Origin of the sequence: Salipiger aestuarii (genome assembly GCF_003259905.1) — a bacterium.
GTDB classification, from domain to species: Bacteria; Pseudomonadota; Alphaproteobacteria; order Rhodobacterales; family Rhodobacteraceae; genus Salipiger; species Salipiger aestuarii.
In genome coordinates, this window is sequence record NZ_QLMG01000007.1 from 43,668 (window position 1) to 66,671 (window position 23,004).

Here is a 23,004-nt window from a genome sequence, read left to right on the forward strand (position 1 = left end):
CGTTTGCCCGGAAAATGCGGCGATACCATGGCGCGGGCGCGCCTTTCCCAAGGGTAACCGGCATTCCTTGCCATTCGGTCAACGTCGGCGGGGCTGTCCCGGCCCTTGCGGCGTCGCGCGCGTGTCGGTGGGGTACAGGGGCAGGGGCGGGGGCCATGACGCTAGAAGAAACACGGTTTCGTCACGCTCTGGCCCTGCCGGATCCAGTCATGCACCGCTGCGACCTGTTCCGCCTTGCGTTCCCATGTAAAATGGCTCTGGACCCGCTGGCGCGCCGCGGCCGCCATGGGGGCAAGGCGTTCGGGCGTTTCGGCCAGCCGCGCCAGTTCGCGGGCAAACCCGGCGACGATGTCGGCGCGTGTGCCGCACGGCACCTTTAGTCCGGTGCCGGGCACGACCAGTTCGCCGGGGCCGGCGTAATCGACGATCAGGGGCACCACCCCCAGCGCCATCGCCTCCAGCACGACCCCGCCGCCAAACTCGCGGATCGAGGGAAAGGACAGCAGGTGGCAGCGGGCCATGATGTCCTGCACCTCGCGGTGGTCCTTCCAGCCGTGAAAGGTGATGGCGTGCGCGATCCCCAGCCTTGCGGCCTGCGCCCGCAGATCGGCGCCCATCGGACCGTCGCCGATCATCTCCAGCGTCAGGCGCCCGTCGCGCAGCAGATCCGCGGCGGCGTCCAGCAGCATGTCCGGCCCCTTGTAGGGCACCAGCCGGCCAACGAAACAGGCGCGCAGCCCCCCCGGCGCGGGGGAGGCGGCGCGGTTGAACCGGGCCGGGTCGATGCCGTTTTCGGGAATGTAAAAGGTCTTGTCGCGGTAGCGCGAAGGGATCTCGGATTCGGTGTGGCGCGACCCCACCAGGATCGCGGCAGCCTGATCCAGCGTCGCATTGCGCCCCGGCAGCATCTTGTAGGCCCCGCGCAGGTAGCTGAGCCATTCACGTTCGGCCCGGCGTTCGGTTTCGAACCCCCTGGGCCAGGGCACGCCGCCATTCAGCGGCCCGAGCACAAAGGGCACCCCCGCCCGCGCGCAACGCCCCGCAAGCGACGAGGGCACCGTCGGCGACAGCGGCGTGACACGGTGAACCACATGCCACGCGCCGCTGCGGATCTCATCGCCGAACCGCTGCCAGACCAGCCGTTCGAACCACGGATAGCTAAGTGCATTGACGGCCTGAACCATGGTCCAGCCCTTGCCTTCGCCCATGCGCAGCCGTTCGGCCAGCTTCCAGGCCGGGCGGGCAAGCGCCTCGGAATCGATGGCGGTGAAATCCAGGCGCTCGGTCAGCCCGGCGCGCAGGAACGCGTCCCGGTTGCGCAGTTGCGTCACGATATGCACCTCCGCCACCTGGCGCAGCGCGGTGGCCAGCGACCACCCGACCAGCGGAACGCTGACCCATTCGGGGTTGGCGGCTTCGGCGATCACAAGCACCCGGTGCCGCGATTTGTCAAACATCTGTTCCCCCCTTGGTCACGCGGTGCACAGGCCACTCACATGATGGATTGCCACTTGAGCGCCTTGTCCCCGGCCAGCCCGCGCTTGATCCGCGCGGCTTTCAACGACTCGGCGTAGCCCGTCAGCGCCCCGGCGACCATCCAGGTCAGCGGCGTCAGCGTCGCGTTCGGGATCATGTCGAAGACGTTGATCGCCAGCATCAGCGACAACGGTGCAACAAAGGGCGAGATCCGGTCTTCCTTCGCTGCCACCGCTTCGCGCCAGAGTAACACGAGTGGCAGCACCAGCAGGCCGAATTCCGCCAGAAAACCGACCCAGCCATAAATCCCGATGACGATGATCCAGCGCCCGTCGGTCACCGACAGGATGATGCCCGACACCGGGTCAAGGATGTGATTCCGCCCCCAGCTGCCCCAGCCGAACACCGGCTTTTCATAGGCTCGGTCCAGCAGGGTGTTTTCGTTGTCGAAGCGGAATTCCAGAGAATGGGCGCGTTCCGGGTCGATGTTGGCGGCGGCGGCCAGGATGCGGTCCTCGGGGACCAGATGGGCGCCTTTCAAAATCGGGTAGCCGATCGCCAGCAAGCCGATCAGGATGGCCACCCTGATCTGCATGAGCCGGGTAAAGAACACCACCATCGGAATCAGCGCCACCGCAAAGATCAGCGCGCCCAGCGATTTCGCCAGCACCAGAATTGCCGTCAGGTACAGCGCGGCGGCAAGGATCTTGATGTTGTGCATCCGCGCGTCCAGCCGCCACAGCGCGAACCCCGCCACCGCCGAGGTGAAGATAAAGAACGCCACCCACAGCCCGTGATACAGGAACACCACCGGACGATACCCCCCCGCCCGGATCGACTGGCCGAACAGGTGCTGGTAATAGCCGTAGATCCAGTTGTTGAGCTGAGGCGACAGGCGCATCTCGATCAGCATGAGCAGGCTGTAGACCAGCCCGCCGACCAGCAGCGCCAGCAGGAAATAACGCTGCGCTCCGCCGCTGATGAGGTATTGCCGTGCCAGCAGGAACGGCAGGATCAGCAGGAATTGCTGCACGATCAGCGCCAGCGCGTCCTTGATGCCCAGCGCGGGCAGGCCGATCTGGCCCCAGAACACCGGCTCGGTATTGCCCAGCGCCGTCATGATCGGTGACAGCACGAACACCAGCAGCAGCCCGCGGCCCAGCAGTGACCGCGGCAGCAGGGTCGCGCCCTCGGGGCCCTGGGGGCCGTATTTCCACAGGCAAAAGGCAAAGGCGGTCAGCGCCGGGATGTTGTGCTTGTTCAGCGGCGGCATCAGCGGCAGGTCAAAGGCGGCGGGCGGTTCGGGCAGAAACAGGTAGCCCACCACCAGCGACAGGATCAGCGCCCGGTCCGCCGCGAGCCGGCGAAACAGCGCAATGGTCACCACCGGCCAGATGGCCAGCATCAGATAGGCAAGAGGGTTCGGCATCCCGGACGTCGCTCTTTCGCATGACGCGCCCCGCCGACCCCCCTTTGGTCCCGGCGCGCAGATCCCAGCCTAGCAGCCGGGCGCGCCGCTGTCGCCCCACGCGCTTAAAAAGCTTGTGATTTGGCCAATATGGCACATCCGGCCTTTGCGGCGCGCGATTGCCCGCCGCTGGCCATCTTTTCGCCAAGGATCGCTGCATTAAGGGCATGCGGGACGTGGAATTGAAATTCGGGGTGATCGGGTGTGTCAGACCAGCGGTTGAACATCGCATATCTGTGCGATTTTTCACCGCTCGATCCATACATGTATTCGGGCGGTAACAGGCGCATACACGATGCGTTGGTGAAACATGTCGGCGAGGTGACGATCCTGCCCCGCGACTGGGGGCTGGCCGAACCGGTCCGGCAGGCGATCCGGCGCCTGCCCGACAGTGCCGCGCGGCGGCTGCGATGGCGTGCCCATCTGGCGCTGTCGTCCGTCATCGCGCACCGGGTCGAGGCAGAGCTGGCGCGCGCGCGCTACGATGTGCTGTTCTGCGCCTATTCGTTTCACTCGCTGCTGGGCGTCACCGTGCCACCGGGCACCGTCACCGCGTTTGCGTCCGATGCGACGCACACCGTCTATCGAAATTCTGAAATCGGTGCCGCCTACTCGTCGAAATTTCCCGGCGGGCGGGCGTTTGACGGCTGGGTCGAACGCTGCGAGGCGCGCGTCTACGGTGGCGCGGATCTGCTGTTCTGGCCGTCGCGCTGGCTCAAGACCGAAGCGGATGCGCTGTATGGGCTGACGCCCGAGCAATCGTTGATGGTGCCCTGGGGGGCGGGGTTGGGCCGGGTGCCGCGCGCCGCCTATACGCCGCTGTGCCCCGGCGCGCCGGTGCGCCTGCTGCTGATCGGACGCGACTGGTTCGGCAAGGGCGGCCCCATCGCCTTTGACACGATGAAGGTGCTGCGCGCGCGGGGCGTCGATGCGCGGCTGACCGTGATCGGCTGCATCCCGCCCGAGTTCCATCGCAGCGAATGGATGACCATCCACCCCTCGCTGGACAGGACCGACCCCGAACAGGCGCGGATCTTTGAGGATGCCTTTGACGAGGCGCATTTCCTGGTGCAGCCGTCGTTTGAAAGCTACGGGTTCGCGTTCTGCGAGGCATCGGCCTATGGGTTGCCGGCGCTGTGCCTTGATGTCGGCGGCGTGCCGGTGTTCGACGGCGAAAACGGTCATGCCCTGCCGCGCGAAAGCACCCCTGACCAGTTTGCCGACGTGATCGAAAGCTATCTGCGCGATCCGCAGGCCCACGAGGAGCTGTCGCGCAGCGCCCGCGACACCTTTGAGGCCCGGCTGAACTGGGATGCCTGGGGGCAGACCGTCGGGCAGCATCTGCGCGATGCGCTGGTGGCACAGCGCGCAACCCCCGAAGCGCCGCCCGAAGCGGCGGGGTTTGTCCCGTCGGGGGGCTTGTCGGGGGGCTGATCGCGCCCGGCTCTGGTCAGGCGGCGGGCTGTGCCCTAGGATTCGTCACCGGAGGACCCGCATGAGCGACCAGCCGACGCCAGACCTTGCCCCCCGCGTCTCGGACACGATCCGCAAGACCACCTGTTACATGTGCGCCTGCCGGTGCGGCATCGACGTGCACCTGCGGCAGGGGCGCCCCGTTCTGATCGAAGGCAACCGCGATCACCCGAAAAACCGCGGCGTGCTGTGCGCCAAGGGGGCGGCGGGGCTGAAACAGGTGACCTCGCCCGCGCGGCTGCGCGCGCCGTTGCGGCGGGTCGGGCCGCGCGGGTCGGGGCAGTTTCGCGAAATCTCCTGGGACGAGGCGCTGGACACGGCGCTGTCCTGGCTGAAACCGCTGCACGATGCGGCCCCCGAAAAGCTGGCGTTCTTTACCGGGCGCGACCAGTCCCAAAGCCTGACGGGCTGGTGGGCGGAACAGTTCGGCACCCCCAATCATGCCGCACATGGCGGGCTGTGTTCGGTGAACATGGCGGCGGCGGGGATCTATACGCTGGGCGGATCGTTCTGGGAATTCGGCGCGCCCGACTGGGACCACGCCAAGCTGTTGCTGTTGTTCGGCGTGGCCGAGGACCACGACAGCAACCCGATCAAGATGGGACTCGCCCGTCTGAAGGCGCGCGGCGCCAGAATCGTCGGAGTGAATCCGATCCGGTCGGGCTATAGCGCCATCGCCGACGCATGGGTGGCCATCACGCCGGGCACGGACGGGCTGTTCATTCTGTCCCTGGTGCATGAACTGCTGAAGGCGGGGCGCATTGATCTGGACTTCCTTGCGCGGTTTTCCAACGCGCCGGTGCTGCTGGACAGCGATCCCGCCTCGCCGACCCGGGGGCTGTTCCTGCGCGACGACGCGGGCCGCCCGCAGGTCATCGACCGGCGCACCGGCAAGCTTGCGCCCTGGGACGGGCAGGGCGTGCAGCCCGACCTGCGCGGACGCCTGCGCCGCGCCGGGGTCACGCATGTGTCGGTGATGCACGAGATGGCCGACCGCTACCTTGCGCCGCACTGGGCCCCCGAAGCGGTCGCGGGGCGCTGCGGCGTGACCCCGGCACAGATCCGGCGCATTGCCGCCGAACTGGCGCGCGCCGCGTTTGACGACCCGGTGATCCTGCACCGCCCCTGGACCGATTTTCGCGGTCACCGCCACGACAGCATGGTCGGGCGCGCCGTGGCGGTGCACGCCATGCGCGGGATTTCGGCCCATTCCAACGGGTTCCAGACGGCGCGTGCGCTGCACCTGTTGCAGACCCTGCTGGGCGCCGTCGAAACGCCCGGCAGCTTTCGCTTCAAGCCACCCTACCCCAAACCCGCCGACGCGCACCCCAGACCGCATTCCCGCACCACGCCGGGCCAGCCGCTGCCCGGCCCCGCGCTGGGCTATCCCCAGGGCCCCGAGGATCTGGCCCTGCGCCCCGATGGCACGCCCGCGCGCATCGACAAGGCGTTCAGCTGGGAAAACCCGCTGTCGGTGCACGGGCTGTTGCACATGGTGATCCCGAACGCGGCGGCGGGCGATCCATACCGCATCGACACGCTGTTTCTGTATATGGCGAACATGGCATGGAATTCGTCGATGAACACCCGCGGCACCATCGACATGCTGACCGCGCAGGACGGCGACGGCTACGTCATTCCGCATATCATCGTCAGTGATGCCTACAGTTCGGAAACCGTAGCCTATGCGGATCTTGTGCTGCCCGACACGACCTATCTGGAACGGCACGATTGCATCTCGCTTCTGGACCGGCCGATTTCCGAACCTGACAGGGCCGCCGATGCGATCCGCTGGCCGGTCGTGACGCCCGACCGCGATGTGCGGCCGTTCCAGTCGGTGCTGCTGGATCTCGGCGCGCGGCTGGGCCTGCCGGGGATGACCCGGAACGGTGCGCCGCGCTACCGCGATTACGCCGATTACATCACCACCCACGAACGCCGCCCCGGCATCGGACCGCTTGCGGGATGGCGTTCCGGCCCGGCCGGCATTGCCCATGGGCGGGGCGACCCGAACGAAGCGCAGTTGCAAAGCTACATCGCCAATGGCGGCGTTTTTCAGGCGGAAATCCCTGCCGAGGCGCAATATTTCAAACCCTGGAACGCCGCCTATCAGGACTGGGCCGTGACATTCGGCCTGGCCGACGCGCCGCAACCCTACCTGATCCAGCTGTGGTGCGAGCCGCTGCGCCGCTTTCAGCTTGCCGCCGAAGGCCACGGGGTCATCCAGCCGCCCGACCACCTGCGCGGGCGCATCATCGCCACGCATGACCCGCTGCCCGGCTGGCACGCCCCGATGTCGGACGGGTTCGAGGACCCGGTCGAATACCCCATTCATGCACTGTCCCAGCGGCCCATGGCGATGTATCACAGCTGGGGCAGCCAGAACGCCTGGCTGCGCCAGATCCACGGCCACAATCCGCTGTACCTGCCCACGCTCTGGTGGGACCGGCTGACCCTGAAGGAAGGCGACTGGGTGCGGGTGATCTCGTCCCGTGGCACGCTGACGGTGCCCGCCGCGCATATGGCCGCGCTGAACCCCCACACGGTCTGGACCTGGAACGCCATCGGCAAGCGCAAGGGGGCCTGGGGCCTTGACCCCGCCGCGCCCGAGGCGACGCGGGGCTTCCTGCTGAACCATATCATTTCAGAGTTGTTGCCCGATCGCGGGGATGGGCGGCGCTGGGCGAACAGCGATCCGGTGACGGGGCAGGCGGCCTGGTTCGACCTGCGGGTGCGGCTTGAGAAATCTGCCGCCCCGACTGAATCCCAACCCGCCTTCGCGCCCGTCTCGCCGCCCCCCGGCACAGGGCCGTCGGCGACGGAGGATGCGTGTTGAAACACTGTTTACCATCGGGGCAATCACGCCATTGTTTCCGGTTTGGTGCCCAATTCTTGCCGGAATACGGGCGCAGCGTCGTTTTGCGAACGGTACAGGAGACGGCGCATGACAAGACCGGACAAAACGGGGCTGGAGCCTGCGCGCCCGTCGCAACCCTCCTGGGGGGATTACGCGGGCGAGGGCATCTGGTCCTACCATGCGACGAACCGCGAAATCCGCGAGCTGGCCATGCCCGCGCGGGTGCGCGACCTGATGACCCGCGTGGCCGAAGGCTACGTCGAAAGGCTGCCCGCGCTTTACACCGACTGGTCGCTGGACGACCCGCGCGGCCAGTGGGAGGCCTTTCCCGAACAACAGGTGTTCAGGGTCACCACGGTAAAAAGGCGGGTCTGGTACGCGCGCTACGGGCTGCTGTCATCGTGGAACCACGAAACCCACAGCTGGCTGTGGGCCTGGGCGTTTCCCAAAGACTGGAAGATGCCGGCGGGCGTCGTCGCGCCGGCCTGGGCGCTGCACCGCGAAGCGGCACGCAAGGGCTGGGCCGCCGGGCTGGAACCGTCCTTGCTGGTCAACGAGGGCGAGGCGATGCGGCTGGCCTGCCTTGCGGCGCATGTCTCCGGGCTGCCGCTGATCTACCGGGCCAGGGTGAATGCGGTGAACACGCAGTTCTTTGTGCTGGAACAGCCGGTCTGGGCCAGTTGATCGCGCGGGGGGCGGCGCGATGACCGCGCTGCCGCCGGAACCTGTCCGCAAGCTGGGGCTGGTGATCGACCTTGACACCTGCGTCGGATGTCATGCCTGCGTCATCGCCTGCAAAGGGTGGAACGACGTCGCCTACGGCGCGCCGCTCGGCGATGCGGACGCGTATGGCGCAGATCCTTCGGGCGCCTTTCTGAACCGGGTCCACAGCTATGAGGTGCAGCCCCCCGATGGCCCCGCCCAGCATGTGCATTTCCCGCGTTCCTGCCTGCATTGCGACTCGGCGCCTTGCGTGCCGGTGTGCCCGACCGGGGCCAGCTACAAGCGCGCCGAGGACGGCATCGTGCTGGTCAACGAAGACGCGTGCATCGGCTGCGGGCTGTGCGCCTGGGCCTGCCCTTATGGCGCGCGCGAAATGGACCCGTCGGCGGGGGTGATGAAGAAATGCACGCTGTGCGTGGATCGCATTTACAACGACGCGCTTCCCGAACAGGACCGCGAACCGGCCTGCGTGCGCACCTGCCCCAGCAATGCCCGCCATTTCGGAGACCTCGCCGACCCCGAAAGCGCGGCGTCGCAGCTGGTCGAGGCGCGTGGCGGTTTCGCGCTGATGCCCGAAACGGGCGCGGCGCCGGTCAACCGCTACCTGCCGCCCCGCGAAAAGGACTGGGATGAAACGGGGTGGGGTGATGAAACCGACGTGCTGGCCCCCTGGCTGGCCCCGGTGGCCGAAGAACCGCAGGGCTTTCTGGGCTGGCTCGACCGGACGCTGGGCAAGGTATAAGGGGGCGGCATGCATCCCGCACGGTCCCTCATCGCCTTTACCACGCTTTCGGGGCTTGGCTTTGGCCTGCTGGCCTGGCTGGGCATCGATCCGACGCCGCCCACCGGGGCGGTGGCGGCGGCGTTTTATCTTGTCGCGGCGGCACTGGCGCTGGCGGGGCTGGGCGTCTCGGCGTTGCACCTGCGCCGCCCGGAACGCGCATGGCGGGCGTTTCGCGAATGGCGCACCAGCTGGCTGTCGCGTGAAGCCTGGACGGCGGCGCTGGCGCTGGCCCTGTCCGGCGCGCAGGGGCTGTTGCTGACCTTTGGCACAGGGTTGTTGCCGGCCTTGGGCATGGGGCTGGCGCCGCTGGGCTGGCTGGCGGCGGCGGCGGCGCTGGGCACGGTGCTGTGCACGGCGATGATCTATGCGCAGCTAGCGACGGTGCCGCGCTGGCACCACTGGTCGACCCCGGCGCTGTTTCTGGCGCTGGCGATCACGGGGGGCGCGCTGTTGTCGGGACGTATCGCCGTGGCAAGCGTCGCGCTTGCGCTGACCGGCGCGCTGCAACTGTGGTGCTGGTGGGACGGCGACAAACGCTTTGCGCGCGCCGGGCATAGCCTTGCCACGGCGACCGGACTGGGTGGCATCGGTACTCCGCGCCCGCTGTTTCCGGCGCATACTGCCCGCAGCTATGTGATGGATGAAATGGTCTGCACCGTAGGGCGCCGCCATGCGCGAAAGCTGCGGGCGCTGTCGCTGGCGCTGATGACGGTGCTGCCGGTGGTGCTGCTGCAACTCCCCATGCCGCATCTTTTCGGTTTTCTGGCCCTTGTTTCTCATGTGATTGGGGTGTTTGTGTCGCGCTGGTTGTTCTTTGCCGAGGCCGAACATGTCTCGGGCCTCTACTACGGGAGACGCTGATTGCCCTTTCTGGCCGGGTTCGATGCTCGCTGGCAGGATGCCGCGGAGTATCTCGACGCGCTGCGCCGGGACCTTGGCGAAGGGCGGCGGCTTGATCTTGTGCCCGACTATCTTGCGGATAACGTGGTGCTGGACGAAGGTGCGGGGCTGCTGCCCGGACCCGAAGCCATGGGCAAGGCGCTGGCCGCCCGGCTGGCGGCGCTGCCCGGCCTGAGCCTGTCGCGCGAAGAAATGCTGTGGGCGCCATCGGCCCACGATGCGTTTGTCGCGGCACAGCGGTTTCAGGCGGCGGGGCGGCATGACGGGCCGGGCCTGTACGGGCCGCCCACCGGCAAGCTGGTGCGCTACATGGCCATGTCGGAGACCTGGTGCAACACCGGGGCGCTGCGCGCCGAATGGGTGCTGCGCGACGAAACCGCGATCCTCGACCAGATCGGCGTCACCCTCGAAGACGGCGCGCGTTGGCGCCTGTCGCAGATGCCGCCCGCCCCGCCGCCTGCCTTCGTATCCGCCGCCGGCGGCGCAGCCGCGACAGCCCCCCCCGCGATGCCCAGCCCCGGCGCCGGCAACGATGACGCCTGGGGGCATACGCTGGGCGATCTGGTGCACCGGATCATGGGCGGAGAGCTGTCGGTAATCGCGCGCCATTTCGACCCCGCCGCCGAGCTGTTCTATCCCGGTGCCATCATCGGGTCCGGCCCGCGTGAGGCCGAGGCATTCTGGCTGGGCCTGCGCGCCGCCTTTCCGTCGGCCGAGTTCCGCGTGCATCACTTGCTTGGCGCCGAAGAACACCTGTCGCCGCCCCGCGCCGCCATTCGCTGGACGCTGACCGGCAAGCACGACGGACATGGCGCATTCGGCACGCCCACGGGCGCACGGGTCAGCATCCTGGGGTTGACGCAGGCCGAATTCGGCCCCGACGGGCTGCGGCGTGAATGGACGCTATACGATGCGCCGGGCGTGCTGGCGCAGATCCTGCGCGCGGTCGGTTAGCGCCGGAACAGACCTTTCAGCCAGCCACCCGCGTCGCTGATGTTGTCGCCCATCTCGTCCAGCGCCGGGTCGATGCGGGACGCACGAAACCGGCGCCAGCGTACATAGACCGCCCAGGAAAACGCCACCAGCAGCGTAAGGATGATGATGTTGGTCCAGGGAATGATGCGCACGTCCGGCCCCGTCACCGTCTTGACGCTGATCGCATTGGGAAAGATCGACAGGAATTCGTTGCGCCAGCCGTAATGCTTGATCGCCACCCATTGCGGCGCGGCCGCGGTCGATCGGACATCGGCGGCCTCGGCCTGCAGGTTCGAGGTGTCGAACTTGAAATACGGCGGCCAGCCCCAGCCGGTGTCTTCGTTGCGATAGACCATCACGTCGTCGCTGGCCAGCCGCGTCTGGATGAAGAACACGTCACGCCCCTGCGCCGTGGTGCTGTCGCCGGTCGCGGCATTGCTCCAGAACCAGCGGTTTTCACCGGGGTCGACGCGACGTTCATAGGTGTCGGTGATCCGCGCGATGTCGTGCTGGGGCAAGGTGTAATGCAGGAACGCAAGGACCAGCACCCAGAAGGCGGCGATGAAAAACCACTTTATGTAGGCCACGACGGATCTCCTATTGGAAATTGGTCAGATAGATCACGACGGCTATAAGGCATAGCGGCAGGATGTACACGCCAAGGATCGCCTTTCGCCGCCAGGGACGGTCATATTCGGGCGGGTCCGATGTGATAGCCGGGCCCCGGCAAGGTACCAGGCCTCGAACAGTCCGGGTATGGCGACAGCGTTTAGCGGGGCAGGCCGATGGCGGCACGCGCATCCCGAGCCCACGGTGATAGTCGTACCAGTTCGCGGCGCGATGACGGGCAGGCGATGCCACGCCCATACGCACCGGCTAACCAGATGGATTCCCATGGGACTCCGTCGGGGTTGAGGGCCCGCAACAACGCCTGTCGAATGTCAAAGTCATTTGCCTCACCTCACTTTACCCGATCCGGGTTGTCGAAGAAAAACCGCACCATTTCGGCGCTGGCGTCTGGACCCTTGGGGTCGGTATAGGACCCGCCGGTCGATCCGCCCGACCACGCGTGGCCCTGCCCGTCGATGCGCCAGTGTTCCACCACGGCAGCGCCGTTTGCATCGCTGGAAATCACCCGCGAAAAGTTGCGGCCGTTGGCGTGCCCCCGTTCGTGCGTTTCGAGGCTCTGGCGCGTGTTGCTGTCCAACGCCCGACGCGCGACACTTTCGCCGTTCTTCGGGCTGACCGTTGCATCGGCAGTGCCGTGGAAGACGATTGTCCGGACAGTCGACCCCGACCGAGGCCGGATCGGTGCATCAAGAATATTGCCGCCCATCGCCGCAAAAGCCGATGGCACATCCTTGGCCGCGCCCACGGGCAAGCCCGAGTGCACGCCGACGGCCGCGAACACGTCCGGATAGGTTTCACCCAGAATTGCAGCCATTGCCCCGCCTGCCGACAATCCGGCGACAAAGGTATGGTCTCTGACAATATCATGCGCGGCGCAGACCCGTGACGCCATTCCGGCCAGAATGGCGGGTTCTCCCCGATCGCGCCGTTGGTCGCCGCGGCTGAACCAGTTCCAGCAGGACTGCGCGTTGTCTCCGCGGGACTGCGCAGGATAAATCACGACGAAACCGTGCTTTTCCGCCAGTTCGTTCATCCCGGTGCCAGCCGCGAAATCCTCCGGGGATTGTGTGCAACCGTGCAGCATCATGATGACACCGCCCGCCCCTGCTTTCGCCGACGCCGGAACATAGGTTCGATACATCCGGCTTCCTGCCGGGCCGGTATAGGTGTCTTGCAAGAACGGCGCACCTTGGGGAACCGCTGTATGGGCGGGGGCGGCCCCCGCGCCGGCGTTCGGCATCCGAGCCATCAGCCCGGCCAGCCCGCCGGTATGGCGGCCCCCCGATCGGGATGCGTCGGTTCCCGACAAAAGCCCATGCCGGGCAAGCGTGCGTTGCACCAGGTCGTTGGCGGCTGACAGGCGTGCGTCATCCGCCGCAGCGCGCAGCGCGCCCGCGTCAAAGAGTTTCATTTGGTTTTCCTATTCTGGGATGCGCATGCTATTTGATGCGGTCGGCAAGTGCCTGCTTGATTTCCGTACTGGCCTGCAGGGCACCCAGCACGGTGATGGATCCGATCGTCTGAAGCGCCAGTTCCGGGGTGACATCTGCGTTGATCCGGGCAAGCCCGACAACCTTGACGTGCAGCACCTCGCCGGCATCGCGCAAGGCTTCCAGATCCGCCGCTGAATAGTCGCGCAGACCCAGCTCCATCGTGTGGCGCTCAAGCGACTGACTGACAACGCCCGTATGGCTTTCCAACTGGTTGCGGATCGCGGTGCGGATCAGATCGCTCCGATTCGAGTAAAACCCTTCCTGCACCAGAAGGTCGATGCGGCCGAGGTCGACAAAGCCAAGATTGATCGTGATCTTTTCGTTTTCGGGCTGCTTGTCTCGCAGCTGTTTGACGTTGTCCACTGTTTTCTCCATCCGTGTGGATGGTATTTGGAGTTTTTCAGGCGCTGTGCAACCCTCATTCCGGAAAAAAGCCGAAAATCGCTGCGCAGCGCCGTATGGCCGGAAAAACTCTGTTCCGGTTTGGTGTTCTGATTTTTCAGACCTTCACGCCGGAGGGCGTAAGCTTCTGGTTCGCCATGTCTGGCTTACAGCCAGGATCGACGCCCCATCTCGCAGCGGCAAGATCGCTGCCAGCGCCCCCTGATACTGGGCGTGGCGAGGGCGTTTCAGTCGGGCTGACTGCACGATCCGACGGCGCCGCGACCAACTGACGCCCGAACCGTTTTCGAACACTCATTGCTGAGAGGAAACACGGTGACCCGGGAGCAGGTCGCAGGTAAATGGGACGAAACGCGCCGCAACGTGAACGCCAGACAGGGCGAAGCGGGACGCCGACGGAATCCGGAACGAGAACCGACACATCCCGCCGGTTCAGACCGACACGACCACAGGCTTGGTCAGTCCGCATCCGGCCGGTCATCAGCGCCGCGATGCTCCATAAATCGACTGGCTGCGAGCAGTAATGCCGCCAGGATCGCACAGAGAACAGCGAACAGCCCGAAACCCGCCCCGGCGGCAAGGCCAAGAGCGCCCGCCACCCAAAGACTCGCGGCGGTTGCCATGCCGCCAACCTTGTCGTCGCCCTGGATGATCGCCCCGGCGCCCAGAAAACCCAACCCACCGACGACGCCCTGCAAGACCCGAGTGGGGTCCGCGGACAGGCCGAAACCGTCCATGTTCCGCGACATCTCGACTGCGGTGACGGTCAGGATCGCTGATCCGAAAGCGACCATCATATAGGTTCGAATACCGACCCGGCGCCTGCGCAGTTCCCTGTCGAATCCCAGGACGGCGCCCGCGATCAACGCGAACGCCAATCGCAGAAACCAATCTGTTTGCGTGATACCAAAATTGAAATTGTCAAACCACTCGGCCATGAATTTACAGTCCCTGCGTGGGTCGGGTATGGCCCAGCCGGACCAGACTCGTTGGTGAATGCGGCTTGTCATTCACCGTCTCGGCGCGCCGGAAATCACGACGCCGCAATCCCGCGCCCCACTTGGAATTTTTCCACATTCGTTTCACGATTGCCACGACAATCGGGCCCGCGCACCGATGCGATCTGCCCGAACCGGGCGATCGGTTCGCCTGAAACCCTGTTTCCGCCTTGCGTTTGACATCCCTGCCGGACCCCGCGACTGACACCTGAGGTGCGATGTCGGACAGGTTGGGCACAGGAAAGAAACCCTGGCCCGATCAACGTGCCTACCTGTCTGACGGATGCGAGATGCGCGGAAAACGGAAAATACCAAAGACCCGTTCTGGGTCGTTCTTGAGTGTTGACGGTCTCTTTGCCGCGCCGGTGGCGCCAGAAACCCGCATTGCGACCCGGTCCCGATCCGGAGGCGCGACATTGCCGACAGCGATGTTTATGCGCTGCATGGCCCGATGGGCGACGACTGCCGGGGAAGCCGGGGTCGCCGGCGACCCAAACGACAGTGGGCGATGTCGAAGATATCGTCCGTGAACTCGACGAGGACGTGACAAGACCTATGTGACCGTAACCCGCAAGACCGAAGAGCAATTCGAAGAAATGGAAATCGGCCGCTGAGGATTGGTGAAACTGATAGGCTCGCATCGTGACATATTCGGCGGAGGGACCTGCGCGAGCCCTTCTGACAGTTCCGCGCAGGCCGCACGCGTTTGCAGTCATCAGTGGCGAGAAAACAGGTAGCAATCCGACATGAACCAGGAAACCACCCCCGCAAAGCTGCAAAGCCAGCCAAAGCTCATGATAGGTCTGGGGTGGTATTCCATCATCGCCTGCGTGGTTTCCGCAGTGACGGTCCTGATTGCCGATTTTGTCGTGCCCGACCACGACTGGATCGCCGACACGATCAGCGATCTTGCGGCAGGCGACTACGAATTCATCGTGGATATAGGGATTTACGCGCTTTCATCGGCGCTCATTGCGACTGCTCTGCTGGCCGCGCATGTTCACATGGATGGCTGGCGCTGGAGCATCGCTATCGTCGGGCTGGCGATACTTGGCCTTATTGTCTTCCTTATCGGCGCGCGCAATGAATATGGCGACAACGACAGCGAGGGTGTCGTGATCCATGTCTATCTTGTCTATGTGCTCGGTTTCCTCATGGCGGCCGTTCCGGCCCTGATGGCCCAGGGCGCGGGCCGTGCCGGGCGCGGGTATCAACGCATGCTCATCGCGATAGCTGTCGTATGGGTATTTTCCGCGCCGGTTTTCTTTTTTCTGCCAACGGGCTTTGACGGCATCTATGAGCGCTATCTCGCGCTCATTACCTTTGCCATGATCCTCACGCTCGCCCGGTTGTTCATCAAGCGGGGGCAAGCGCTTGACGGTCGTTAGGGTCGGCCCGGTTGGGCGGGTCCGTCGGGAAACTTTCCCCCCGCGGCCGCGGCGCATGCCGCCGCAACGACCGACGGACCGGCAGCATTCACACACACTGCCCGCGCAAGGTAAGTCATGACCCCCGCGACCGAGACTGACCCGCCCCCCGAGGCGATGTCACGGCTTGACGGCATTCAGGATCAGTTGCGCAAATCAGCGCCCCGCTGGGCGGTGAACGGGTTGTTCATCCTGGCTTTCATTTTCACGCTGAGCTATGCGCGCACCTTCCTGGTTCCCGTCGTGCTGGGCCTGCTGCTGGCGCTGGTTTTCGGTCCGATCCGGCGTTTCTTCGACCGGCGTGGCGTACCGGAGGGGCTGACCGCGCTGGCGATTGTCCTGTCGCTGCTGTTCGGCCTCATCGCGCTTACCGGCGCGCTGGCGATGCCTGTCGCCGGTTGGATCGAGCGCGCACCGCAGATCACCGCCGACGTGCGTACGCAACTGAGTGAGCTTTCGGCGCCGCTGAGCGGCATCTTCGAGGCGGAGGCCCGTCTGAACGAGTTGACCGGCTCCGACGCGCCGGGCGTTCAAAAGGTCGAGCTTCAGGGATCAAGCTACGCCGCCAGTATCGCGGCAGCTGCGCCCGGCATCGTCACGCAGCTTGTTTTCACATTGGTGCTGCTGTTCTTTCTGCTCGCCTCGGGCGACATGTTCTATGAAAAAATCGTCCATGTCATGCCGACGTTCAAAGACAAGCGGCGCGCAATCCAGGCCGCCCACGACATCGAGCGGCGGCTGTCGCGCTATCTGCTGACCATCAGCGTCATCAACGCCGGCCTTGGCGTGATCGTGGGCGCGGCCATGTGGGCCTTTGGCATGCCAAGCCCGGCAATTTTCGGGCTCATCGCCTTCATCTTCAATTTCGTCCCGTTTCTGGGTGCGATCGTCGGCGTGGTCATCGCCGCCGCCGTGGCGCTGGTGACGTTTGACTGGCTCTGGTGGGCGCCGATCGTCGGGCTCACATATTTTGCCTGCACCTCGCTGGAGGGGCAGTTCGTAACGCCGCACATCGTCGGGCGCAGCCTGCGGCTCAACACCGTGGTGGTGTTCCTTGCCGTGTCGTTCTGGGCCTGGCTCTGGTCGGCCGTGGGTATGATCGTCGCCGTTCCCCTTCTCGTGGCGATCCGCACGATCTGCGAATATGTCGACGGACTCGACGGGTTTGGCGACTTCCTCGGTGAACGCGGATCCGAGGCGGAGGCGGAGACTGGTAAAAGCAGGGCCGAGGATTGAGGAACCTTTCGGGTCTGCCGTCGGTTCTCTGTCGGATAGGTCATGTTTTTCGAAGCGTAAGATAGATCGGTACCCATTAGGCTCGCCCTGATCGGCGTTGCAAAACTTGAGGGGTTGGGAGAGACGATGTTTCTGGAACAAGAAGCTGTCGATGTTGTTCTGCGGGGCGTGCTCCTGTCGTCGGTTGCGTTGTGCTGGGTCATCCTGATGGTGCGTCTGGTGGGGCTGCGCGCGTTTTCGAAAATGACCGCATTCGATTTCGTCGTCACGCTCGCGATAGGATCGCTGTTGGCGGGCGCCAGCCAGGCCGACGCCTGGCCCCCGTTCTTTCAGACGATCATCGCGATGGGGGCATTGCTGGGCGTTCAATACACCATCGCGCGTCTGCGCAACGGATCCGACCGGTTCGAGGCGGTGGTTCAGAATTCCCCTGTGCTGCTGATGCATGACGGGCGCATCATTACCGAAGCTCTGAACGCGACCCGTGTGGCCGAAGACGATCTGATTGCAAAATTGCGCGAAGCCAACGCGCTGGATTTTTCCAAGGTCCGTGCGGTCGTGCTGGAAACCACCGGCGACATTTCGGTTCTGCACGGCGACAGCGTGCAGGATCGGCTTTTGGAGGGCGTCCGCCGCGTTGACAACAGCGCGTGAATGGCCGGCGGACCGGCGTTCGGCACCATGACGAAACCACCTGCGGAGCATGACGTGACATCAAATCGCACCGACACCAGATCAGGGTCATCGGCGGCAGAAACCCCGAAGTCAAACAGCAGCGGCACGCTGTTTCAGCCCGAAGACACCTGCTGGCGTGTGGCGCGCGCCGACAGGGTATCGCTGATCGTCGATGCCGCGGATTACTTTCGCGTCCTGCGCAAAGTGTTCATCGCCGCGCAGAAGGAACTGCTGCTCATCGGCTGGGATTTCGATTTCGAGCTAGAGATGCTGCCCGGCGAAAGCGACGAAGACGGGCGCGCCCCGGATGGATTTCCCAACAAGATGGGCGCCTTCATCGAAGCCGTTCTGGAAAACGCCCCCGATCTGCACGCCTATCTGCTGAAATGGAACGGCGCGGTCCTGGCAGCGCCAGGGCGCATCCTGCCGTCGCTTGCGCTGGATATGTTCGGCAACGACCGCATTCATTTCGCACTCGACGGGCACCATCCGTTCGGCGCGTGCCACCACCAGAAAATCGTCGTGGCCGATGACAGCATCGCGTTTTGCGGCGGTATCGACGTGACCGAGGACCGCTGGGACACATCGGACCACCTGCCGGACGATCCGCGCCGTGAGCGTAAGGACGGAACCCTGGCCGGCCCGTGGCACGACGCGACCTCGGCCATGACCGGCCCGGCGGCCAAAGCGCTGGCCGAATTGTCGCGCATACGCTGGCATCGCGCCACCGAAGAGACGTTGGAGCGGCCGCGTGACTGCGATGCGCTTCAATGGCCCGAAACGCTTGATACAAACGCCAGGAACGTCGACGTCGCCATCGCGCGCACGGAACCGCCCTATGACGGCGAGCCGCTGATAAACGAGATCGAAAAACTGTATCTGCGCAGCATCGAGGCGGCGACAAAAAGCATCTACATCGAATCCCAGTATTTCGCGGCCGAGAAAATCTGCGCGGCGCTGGAAACGCGGCTGAGGGAACCCGACGGCCCCGAAATCGTCGTGATCAACCCCCTTGAGGCCGAGTCGCAGCTTGAGGACGAGGCGATGCACGTTTTGCGCGGGCGGATGATCGACCGGCTGACGGCCGCCGACGCGCACCAGGGCCGTTTCCGCATTTACCATCCCGCCAACAGCGCTGGCGAGGCGATCTATGTTCACGCGAAGATCATGATCGTCGATGACCGTATCCTGCGGCTCGGGTCCAGCAATCTCAACGATCGTTCCATGGGTTTCGACACCGAATGCGACGTCGCGGTTGAGGGACCGGCGGAACTGGTCACCGGATTTCGCACGCGTCTGCTGTCCGAGCATCTGGATGTCACCCCCGATGTTTTTGCCGAGACGCTGCAAGAGCAGGGGACGCTGATCGCCGCCATCGAGCGGCTGAATTCGGCAGAGGGGCGCGGCCTTCGCCGGATCGTGCCCGATGACGAGACTTCGCTGGGCAATTTCCTTGCCGATTCCCGCCTGCTTGATCCGCGCTATCTGCCGGGGCAGACGACCTCGGCGGGTGAGGGGTTGCGTCCGCGGCATCTGGCCATATTCGCCGGGGTCGCCTTGGTGGGGTATCTCGGCTGGAAAGCATGGAGCAAGCGCAGGCACCATCGCTAGACGCGCTTGTCTGTCCACCCGAAGGAACAGTCCGCCGCGATCCCGATCCCGACCGTCAGACCGCCCGCCGGGGACGACAGCGCCCCGGATATCGCTCCGATCAATACTCGGCCCGACCCGTCAAAACCTGTCATAAATTAGGAGAACGGGCGGAACGTGAATGGCTTCGGCGGGTTAGGTCAGCACTGCTTCAAGGGTTGATGTTCCTGTCGACCCGGGCACCCGGCAACGCTTCCTGAATTGCGCCTGCAACGCATGGAACAGGGCGGTCGGACTGACAATCGAGACGGAAGAACACCACTGACCTGCGCTTGTTCCAAAGGCGCGGGGCGTGTTCGGTTCGCCAAAAACAAAGGGAAGCCACCATGCCGACACCTATGAAAACGCTTTTGAACACCGCAGCAATCAGCGCGTTCGCTGCATCCGGCGCGTTTGCTCAAACGGCCACCACGGAAACCGATATTCAGGGCGGCCAGGTGGTTGTCGAACAGGAAGACGCAACCGTAAACGTGTCCGTTCCCGACCCCGATATTGATGTGACGCAAGGCCAGCCCGTCGTCACCGTTGAGCAGCCGCAGCCGGAAATCACCGTTGTCGTGCCCGAGCCCACGGTAAAGGTCCGTCAGCAGGCCCCGATCATCACCGTCGAGCAAGCGCAGCCCCAGATCACCGTCGTTATCCCCGAACCTGTCGTGACCGTCATGGTGCCGAAGCCGAAGGTCGACGTTGAAACCGGCGAACCGATCATCGATCTCGATCAGCCCGAACCCGTCGTGCGCTTTGTCCGGCCCGAGCCGAAAATCACGATTCAGGAAGCACAGCCGCGCGTCCAGTTCGAGCAAGGCGAAGCTCAGGTCGACGTTGCCGAAGCGCAAGAGGCGGATGTCAACGTGACTCAGAAAGACGCTCAGGTGAATGTGGAGCAAGGCGAGGGCGCCAACGTTTCGGTTTCGAGTGAAGAGCCCGAGGTCAATGTCGTAGACGGGGCTGAAGCTGACGTCGAAATCGAACAGATGCAGGCCCGCGTTGTCATGGAAGATTTCAACGCCGATGAACAGGGGAACATGGCCGACGAAGACCGCGCCCGCTACCAGGACACGGTCAAGGCGCTTCCGATCTTTGACCGCAATGTCGAAGACCTTATGGGTCACAGCGTGGCAACCGAGTCCGGCGAAGATGTCGGCGAGGTCGATTTCATCGGTGTTCGCGGTCAGACAATCGTCGCGATCGTGGGTGTCGGCGGTTTCCTCGGCATGGGGGAAAACGAAGTCGCCGTGCCGGTTGAAAAGCTGATCCTTCGCGGGGACGAGTTGATCCTGCCCGAGTATACGCAGTCGCAACTGGAAAATATGCCGGAATACAATGAAAGCGAAGTCCGCATTCTGGAACCCGGCGTTCGTCTTGCCGAAGAGCTTGGCCTCGACTGACAAGCAAGCAGTTCAAAAAACCGGAAAAGGGAGGGCCATTCTTCCTTTTCCAAAGCAATACAAAGCCACGCTGCCGCCGTTCACCCGGGAGCAGCGTGGTTTATTCGTCCATTTATCTGCCAGAGCGTCGCTGACCTGCTGTTTGCGGGTCAATTCAATTCGGGTTGTAACGCGCAATTGCCCAGGCGTCTGACGCTGAAATCCTGGATCAGGCCGCACGGGCGATGCACATGGGCGGCAGAGGAAACGACCACCGCATTGCCGCAGCCCATTTCGACCGGCGACCAGGAGCTTTTGCCGAGATGAACGCGCAGACGCTGCACCGGCGGCGGCGTGACGACCGCCAGCCCGAACAGAACCAGGGCCGAAACCGACCTGTCCGCATATTCGATCGGGCGCTGCCCGGACAGATCCACGGGGCGGATGCAATCGCGATTGATCGGCGGATCATCCGGCGGTGGCAGGCGATAACAGGGAAAACCGTCACGCCAGATCGGGCGCGCCCCGATCGTTGATTGACGCGTCGGCACCAAGCCCGGCGCGCAGGAGTCGCCCCGCACCCGCGGAATGATGTGATTGCTGCGGGCGGATTGTCATGCGGCCGTGGTCTTGGGTAATTCGCCGGTCGGCGCGGCCCGAACAGCATCGTATCGAGATAGATGTCCCGCGAACCCGGCCCGGCATGACATTTCCAGATAGCGACCTGCGTATATGATAATTGACTTAGGCTCAGCGCAATGCGTTCCTTGGGTCACAGGGCATCTGAAACCATCTGAATATCCGCCCGACCAAAACGACCAATGGTCGCCCACAGCGCACCCCTGCCGGACATCGCGCCAACAAAAGACAAACGACAAATGCCCAACAGACAACCCGGAGGTTGAATCAATGACACGCACACGCATGGCAACGCTGACTCTCTCGACGGTGCTGGGAATGGCGATGGCTCTGCCATCCTTTGCCGGCGGGGTTTTGCGATACGGAATGGCCGCGCAGGATCTGGGCACGATGGATCCGCACCGCGCCACGACAACGCCCGACAAGCCGATCACCGGCTGGCTGTTCAACGGCCTTGTGCGGTTCAAGCCCGGATCGGACGACATCGGCGCGTTGGAACCGGACCTTGCCGAAAGCTGGGAACGCAACAAGGACGGCACGGTCTGGACCTTCAGACTGCGCGAAGGCGTAAAGTTCCATGGCGACTACGGCGAGGTCACCGCCGAGGACGTGGTCTATTCGCTCAACCGCAGCGCGGACCCGGAGACGTCGGCCTTTGCGTCGGACTATCGCGCCATCGACACGATCGAGGCGGTCGATCCCGCGACCGTGCGCATCACCCTCAAGCACCCGGTTCCCTCGTTGTTGGGACTGGTCGCAAACTATCACGGCGGCAACATCGTATCGAAAAAAGCGGCCGAGGAACGCGGGGCGGATTTCGGGACGCAACCCATCGGAACCGGCCCCTTCATGATCAAGGATTACATCCCGCAGGAACGTGTCGTCTTTGACGCCAACCCCGACTATTTTCGCGGCGTCCCCAAGCTGGACGGAATCGAATACCGCTATATCCCGTCGGATTCATCGCGCGATCTGGCGTTGAAGGCGGGCGAACTTGACGTCTCGTACGGGCGCCAGGATCAGGAATGGATCGACAAGACCGAATCCACCGAAGGCCTCGTCGTCGACATCATGCGCCCTGCGGAATTGCAGCAATTCCACCTGAACACATCCTCGCCGCCGCTGGACAACATCGAGGTGCGCCGCGCCGTCGCCACCGCTTTGAACCGCGGCGAATTCATCCAGTTCATTGGCAGCAGCCTGGCCCAGCCCGCCGGTTCGGTTGTCCCGAACGGCAACCTTGGGTGGGACGGATCGACCCCGATCCATGGCGAGGGCGACGCCGAGGCCGCGCGCGGGATGCTGACCGAAGCGGGGTTCCCGGACGGGATTGAACTGTCCATGGTGCAGACCTCGCTGCCCACCATGCTGGGCGTGGCGCAGGTGGCACAAGCACAGCTGGCGCTGGCCGGGATCGACCTGCAGCTGAATGTCGTGGATCACCAGACATTCCACTCGCAAATCCGCGACGACCGCAGCCAGGTCATCTATTATTCGGCGGCGCGTTTCCCGGTGGCGGATGTCTTTCTCAGTCAGTTCTTCCATTCGGATTCGATTGTCGCGACGCCCACTGCCGCCACCAACTTTTCGCATTGCGACGCGGCAGACGAGGAAATCGTCAACGCGCGGATCGAACCGGATTCAGACAAGCAGAACGCGCTGTGGGCCACGGCCCAGAAGAAGATCATCGAAAACATCTGTGCGGTGCCGCTTTATGAACAGCTGATCGCCTATGGGCGGCGCGAAAATGTCGATTGGGGATATGATCTTGAGGCGGAGATGCACCTTGGCCCCGTAGTCACCGAACAGACCGACATCGACTGACGCTTCG

Annotated in this window: 19 protein-coding genes; 12 read left to right on the forward strand and 7 right to left on the reverse strand. The window is 64.4% G+C overall.

Going from position 1 to position 23,004, the window contains the following annotated elements; all coding sequences use genetic code 11:
- Window positions 1-161: 161 nt before the first annotated feature.
- Together ATI53_RS05685 and ATI53_RS05690 are read right to left on the reverse strand one after the other, a co-directional pair.
- The gene (locus ATI53_RS05685) at window positions 162-1,457 is read right to left on the reverse strand and encodes a glycosyltransferase family 4 protein (RefSeq protein ID WP_111549922.1); all 1,296 of its coding nucleotides are present in this window, start codon (window positions 1,455-1,457) and stop codon (window positions 162-164) included.
- A 35-nt stretch (window positions 1,458-1,492) separates the two neighbouring features.
- The gene (locus tag ATI53_RS05690) at window positions 1,493-2,905 is read right to left on the reverse strand and encodes a hypothetical protein (protein ID WP_111549923.1); all 1,413 of its coding nucleotides are present in this window, start codon (window positions 2,903-2,905) and stop codon (window positions 1,493-1,495) included.
- A 342-nt stretch (window positions 2,906-3,247) separates the two neighbouring features.
- Between ATI53_RS05690 and ATI53_RS05700 the strand changes: the two genes are divergently transcribed.
- From ATI53_RS05700 to ATI53_RS05725, 6 genes are all read left to right on the forward strand, one after another.
- Entirely contained in the window at window positions 3,248-4,378 is a 1,131-nt protein-coding gene (locus tag ATI53_RS05700) for a glycosyltransferase family 4 protein (RefSeq protein WP_240778599.1), read from the forward strand.
- A gap of 61 nt (window positions 4,379-4,439) precedes the next feature.
- Window positions 4,440-7,253 (forward strand): molybdopterin oxidoreductase family protein, encoded by a 2,814-nt coding sequence (locus ATI53_RS05705; RefSeq protein ID WP_111549925.1) that lies wholly within the window; start codon window positions 4,440-4,442, stop codon window positions 7,251-7,253.
- 108 nt (window positions 7,254-7,361) lie between these two features.
- Window positions 7,362-7,958, forward strand: a complete 597-nt coding sequence (locus ATI53_RS05710) for a DUF6882 domain-containing protein (RefSeq protein ID WP_111549926.1) — start codon at window positions 7,362-7,364, stop codon at window positions 7,956-7,958.
- Window positions 7,959-7,977: 19 nt separating this feature from the next.
- Window positions 7,978-8,739 carry a 4Fe-4S dicluster domain-containing protein gene (locus ATI53_RS05715; RefSeq protein ID WP_009504055.1) on the forward strand — a complete coding sequence of 254 codons (762 nt, stop codon included), beginning with the start codon at window positions 7,978-7,980 and terminating at the stop codon, window positions 8,737-8,739.
- A gap of 9 nt (window positions 8,740-8,748) precedes the next feature.
- Window positions 8,749-9,642 carry a dimethyl sulfoxide reductase anchor subunit family protein gene (locus ATI53_RS05720; RefSeq protein ID WP_111549927.1) on the forward strand — a complete coding sequence of 298 codons (894 nt, stop codon included), beginning with the start codon at window positions 8,749-8,751 and terminating at the stop codon, window positions 9,640-9,642.
- Window positions 9,643-10,635 carry a nuclear transport factor 2 family protein gene (locus tag ATI53_RS05725; RefSeq protein WP_111549928.1) on the forward strand — a complete coding sequence of 331 codons (993 nt, stop codon included), beginning with the start codon at window positions 9,643-9,645 and terminating at the stop codon, window positions 10,633-10,635. It begins immediately after the preceding gene.
- Here ATI53_RS05725 and ATI53_RS05730 read toward each other — a convergent pair.
- From ATI53_RS05730 to ATI53_RS05750, 4 genes are all read right to left on the reverse strand, one after another.
- Window positions 10,632-11,243: a DUF1523 family protein gene (locus tag ATI53_RS05730; protein WP_009504058.1), complete on the reverse strand. Its 612-nt coding sequence runs from the start codon at window positions 11,241-11,243 to the stop codon at window positions 10,632-10,634. The genes ATI53_RS05725 and ATI53_RS05730 overlap by 4 nt on opposite strands.
- 374 nt (window positions 11,244-11,617) lie before the next feature.
- The gene (locus ATI53_RS05740) at window positions 11,618-12,697 is read right to left on the reverse strand and encodes an extracellular catalytic domain type 1 short-chain-length polyhydroxyalkanoate depolymerase (protein WP_111549930.1); all 1,080 of its coding nucleotides are present in this window, start codon (window positions 12,695-12,697) and stop codon (window positions 11,618-11,620) included.
- 28 nt (window positions 12,698-12,725) lie between these two features.
- On the reverse strand, window positions 12,726-13,142 hold the full coding sequence (locus ATI53_RS05745; RefSeq protein WP_111549931.1) for a ribbon-helix-helix domain-containing protein: 417 nt from the start codon (window positions 13,140-13,142) through the stop codon (window positions 12,726-12,728).
- Between the two features lie 497 nt (window positions 13,143-13,639).
- The gene (locus ATI53_RS05750) at window positions 13,640-14,119 is read right to left on the reverse strand and encodes an MgtC/SapB family protein (protein ID WP_009504061.1); all 480 of its coding nucleotides are present in this window, start codon (window positions 14,117-14,119) and stop codon (window positions 13,640-13,642) included.
- An 806-nt stretch (window positions 14,120-14,925) separates the two neighbouring features.
- On the opposite strand from ATI53_RS05750, the gene ATI53_RS05755 reads away from it, so the two are divergent.
- From ATI53_RS05755 to ATI53_RS05775, 5 genes are all read left to right on the forward strand, one after another.
- A complete protein-coding gene (locus ATI53_RS05755; RefSeq protein ID WP_009504062.1) occupies window positions 14,926-15,567 on the forward strand; it encodes a DUF998 domain-containing protein in 642 nt (213 codons plus the stop codon).
- A 156-nt stretch (window positions 15,568-15,723) separates the two neighbouring features.
- Window positions 15,724-16,842, forward strand: a complete 1,119-nt coding sequence (locus ATI53_RS05760; protein ID WP_276613119.1) for an AI-2E family transporter — start codon at window positions 15,724-15,726, stop codon at window positions 16,840-16,842.
- A 126-nt stretch (window positions 16,843-16,968) separates the two neighbouring features.
- The gene (locus ATI53_RS05765) at window positions 16,969-17,496 is read left to right on the forward strand and encodes a DUF421 domain-containing protein (protein WP_009504064.1); all 528 of its coding nucleotides are present in this window, start codon (window positions 16,969-16,971) and stop codon (window positions 17,494-17,496) included.
- Window positions 17,497-17,523: 27 nt separating this feature from the next.
- Window positions 17,524-19,128: a phospholipase D-like domain-containing protein gene (locus ATI53_RS05770; RefSeq protein ID WP_223870706.1), complete on the forward strand. Its 1,605-nt coding sequence runs from the start codon at window positions 17,524-17,526 to the stop codon at window positions 19,126-19,128.
- A 365-nt stretch (window positions 19,129-19,493) separates the two neighbouring features.
- Window positions 19,494-20,555 (forward strand): PRC-barrel domain-containing protein, encoded by a 1,062-nt coding sequence (locus ATI53_RS05775; RefSeq protein ID WP_223865916.1) that lies wholly within the window; start codon window positions 19,494-19,496, stop codon window positions 20,553-20,555.
- A 149-nt stretch (window positions 20,556-20,704) separates the two neighbouring features.
- On the opposite strand, the gene ATI53_RS22925 is transcribed toward ATI53_RS05775, so the two are convergent.
- Entirely contained in the window at window positions 20,705-20,971 is a 267-nt protein-coding gene (locus tag ATI53_RS22925) for a hypothetical protein (protein ID WP_146609889.1), read from the reverse strand.
- A 472-nt stretch (window positions 20,972-21,443) separates the two neighbouring features.
- Between ATI53_RS22925 and ATI53_RS05785 the strand changes: the two genes are divergently transcribed.
- Entirely contained in the window at window positions 21,444-22,997 is a 1,554-nt protein-coding gene (locus ATI53_RS05785) for an ABC transporter substrate-binding protein (RefSeq protein ID WP_223865915.1), read from the forward strand.
- Window positions 22,998-23,004 lie beyond the last annotated feature (7 nt).

What these genes read in the sequence shown, in the direction of transcription:
- ATI53_RS05690 (WP_111549923.1), bottom strand. Translation starts at nt 2,905, where the DNA reads ATGCCGAACCCTCTTGCCTATCTGATGCTGGCCATCTGGCCGGTGGTG.
- ATI53_RS05785 (WP_223865915.1), top strand. Translation starts at nt 21,444, where the DNA reads ATGACACGCACACGCATGGCAACGCTGACTCTCTCGACGGTGCTGGGA.
- ATI53_RS05740 (WP_111549930.1), bottom strand. Translation starts at nt 12,697, where the DNA reads ATGAAACTCTTTGACGCGGGCGCGCTGCGCGCTGCGGCGGATGACGCA.
- ATI53_RS05760 (WP_276613119.1), top strand. Translation starts at nt 15,724, where the DNA reads ATGTCACGGCTTGACGGCATTCAGGATCAGTTGCGCAAATCAGCGCCC.
- ATI53_RS05685 (WP_111549922.1), bottom strand. Translation starts at nt 1,457, where the DNA reads ATGTTTGACAAATCGCGGCACCGGGTGCTTGTGATCGCCGAAGCCGCC.
- ATI53_RS05710 (WP_111549926.1), top strand. Translation starts at nt 7,362, where the DNA reads ATGACAAGACCGGACAAAACGGGGCTGGAGCCTGCGCGCCCGTCGCAA.
- ATI53_RS05750 (WP_009504061.1), bottom strand. Translation starts at nt 14,119, where the DNA reads ATGGCCGAGTGGTTTGACAATTTCAATTTTGGTATCACGCAAACAGAT.
- ATI53_RS05775 (WP_223865916.1), top strand. Translation starts at nt 19,494, where the DNA reads ATGCCGACACCTATGAAAACGCTTTTGAACACCGCAGCAATCAGCGCG.
- ATI53_RS05705 (WP_111549925.1), top strand. Translation starts at nt 4,440, where the DNA reads ATGAGCGACCAGCCGACGCCAGACCTTGCCCCCCGCGTCTCGGACACG.
- ATI53_RS05720 (WP_111549927.1), top strand. Translation starts at nt 8,749, where the DNA reads ATGCATCCCGCACGGTCCCTCATCGCCTTTACCACGCTTTCGGGGCTT.
- ATI53_RS05755 (WP_009504062.1), top strand. Translation starts at nt 14,926, where the DNA reads ATGAACCAGGAAACCACCCCCGCAAAGCTGCAAAGCCAGCCAAAGCTC.
- ATI53_RS05715 (WP_009504055.1), top strand. Translation starts at nt 7,978, where the DNA reads ATGACCGCGCTGCCGCCGGAACCTGTCCGCAAGCTGGGGCTGGTGATC.
- ATI53_RS05765 (WP_009504064.1), top strand. Translation starts at nt 16,969, where the DNA reads ATGTTTCTGGAACAAGAAGCTGTCGATGTTGTTCTGCGGGGCGTGCTC.
- ATI53_RS05770 (WP_223870706.1), top strand. Translation starts at nt 17,524, where the DNA reads ATGACGAAACCACCTGCGGAGCATGACGTGACATCAAATCGCACCGAC.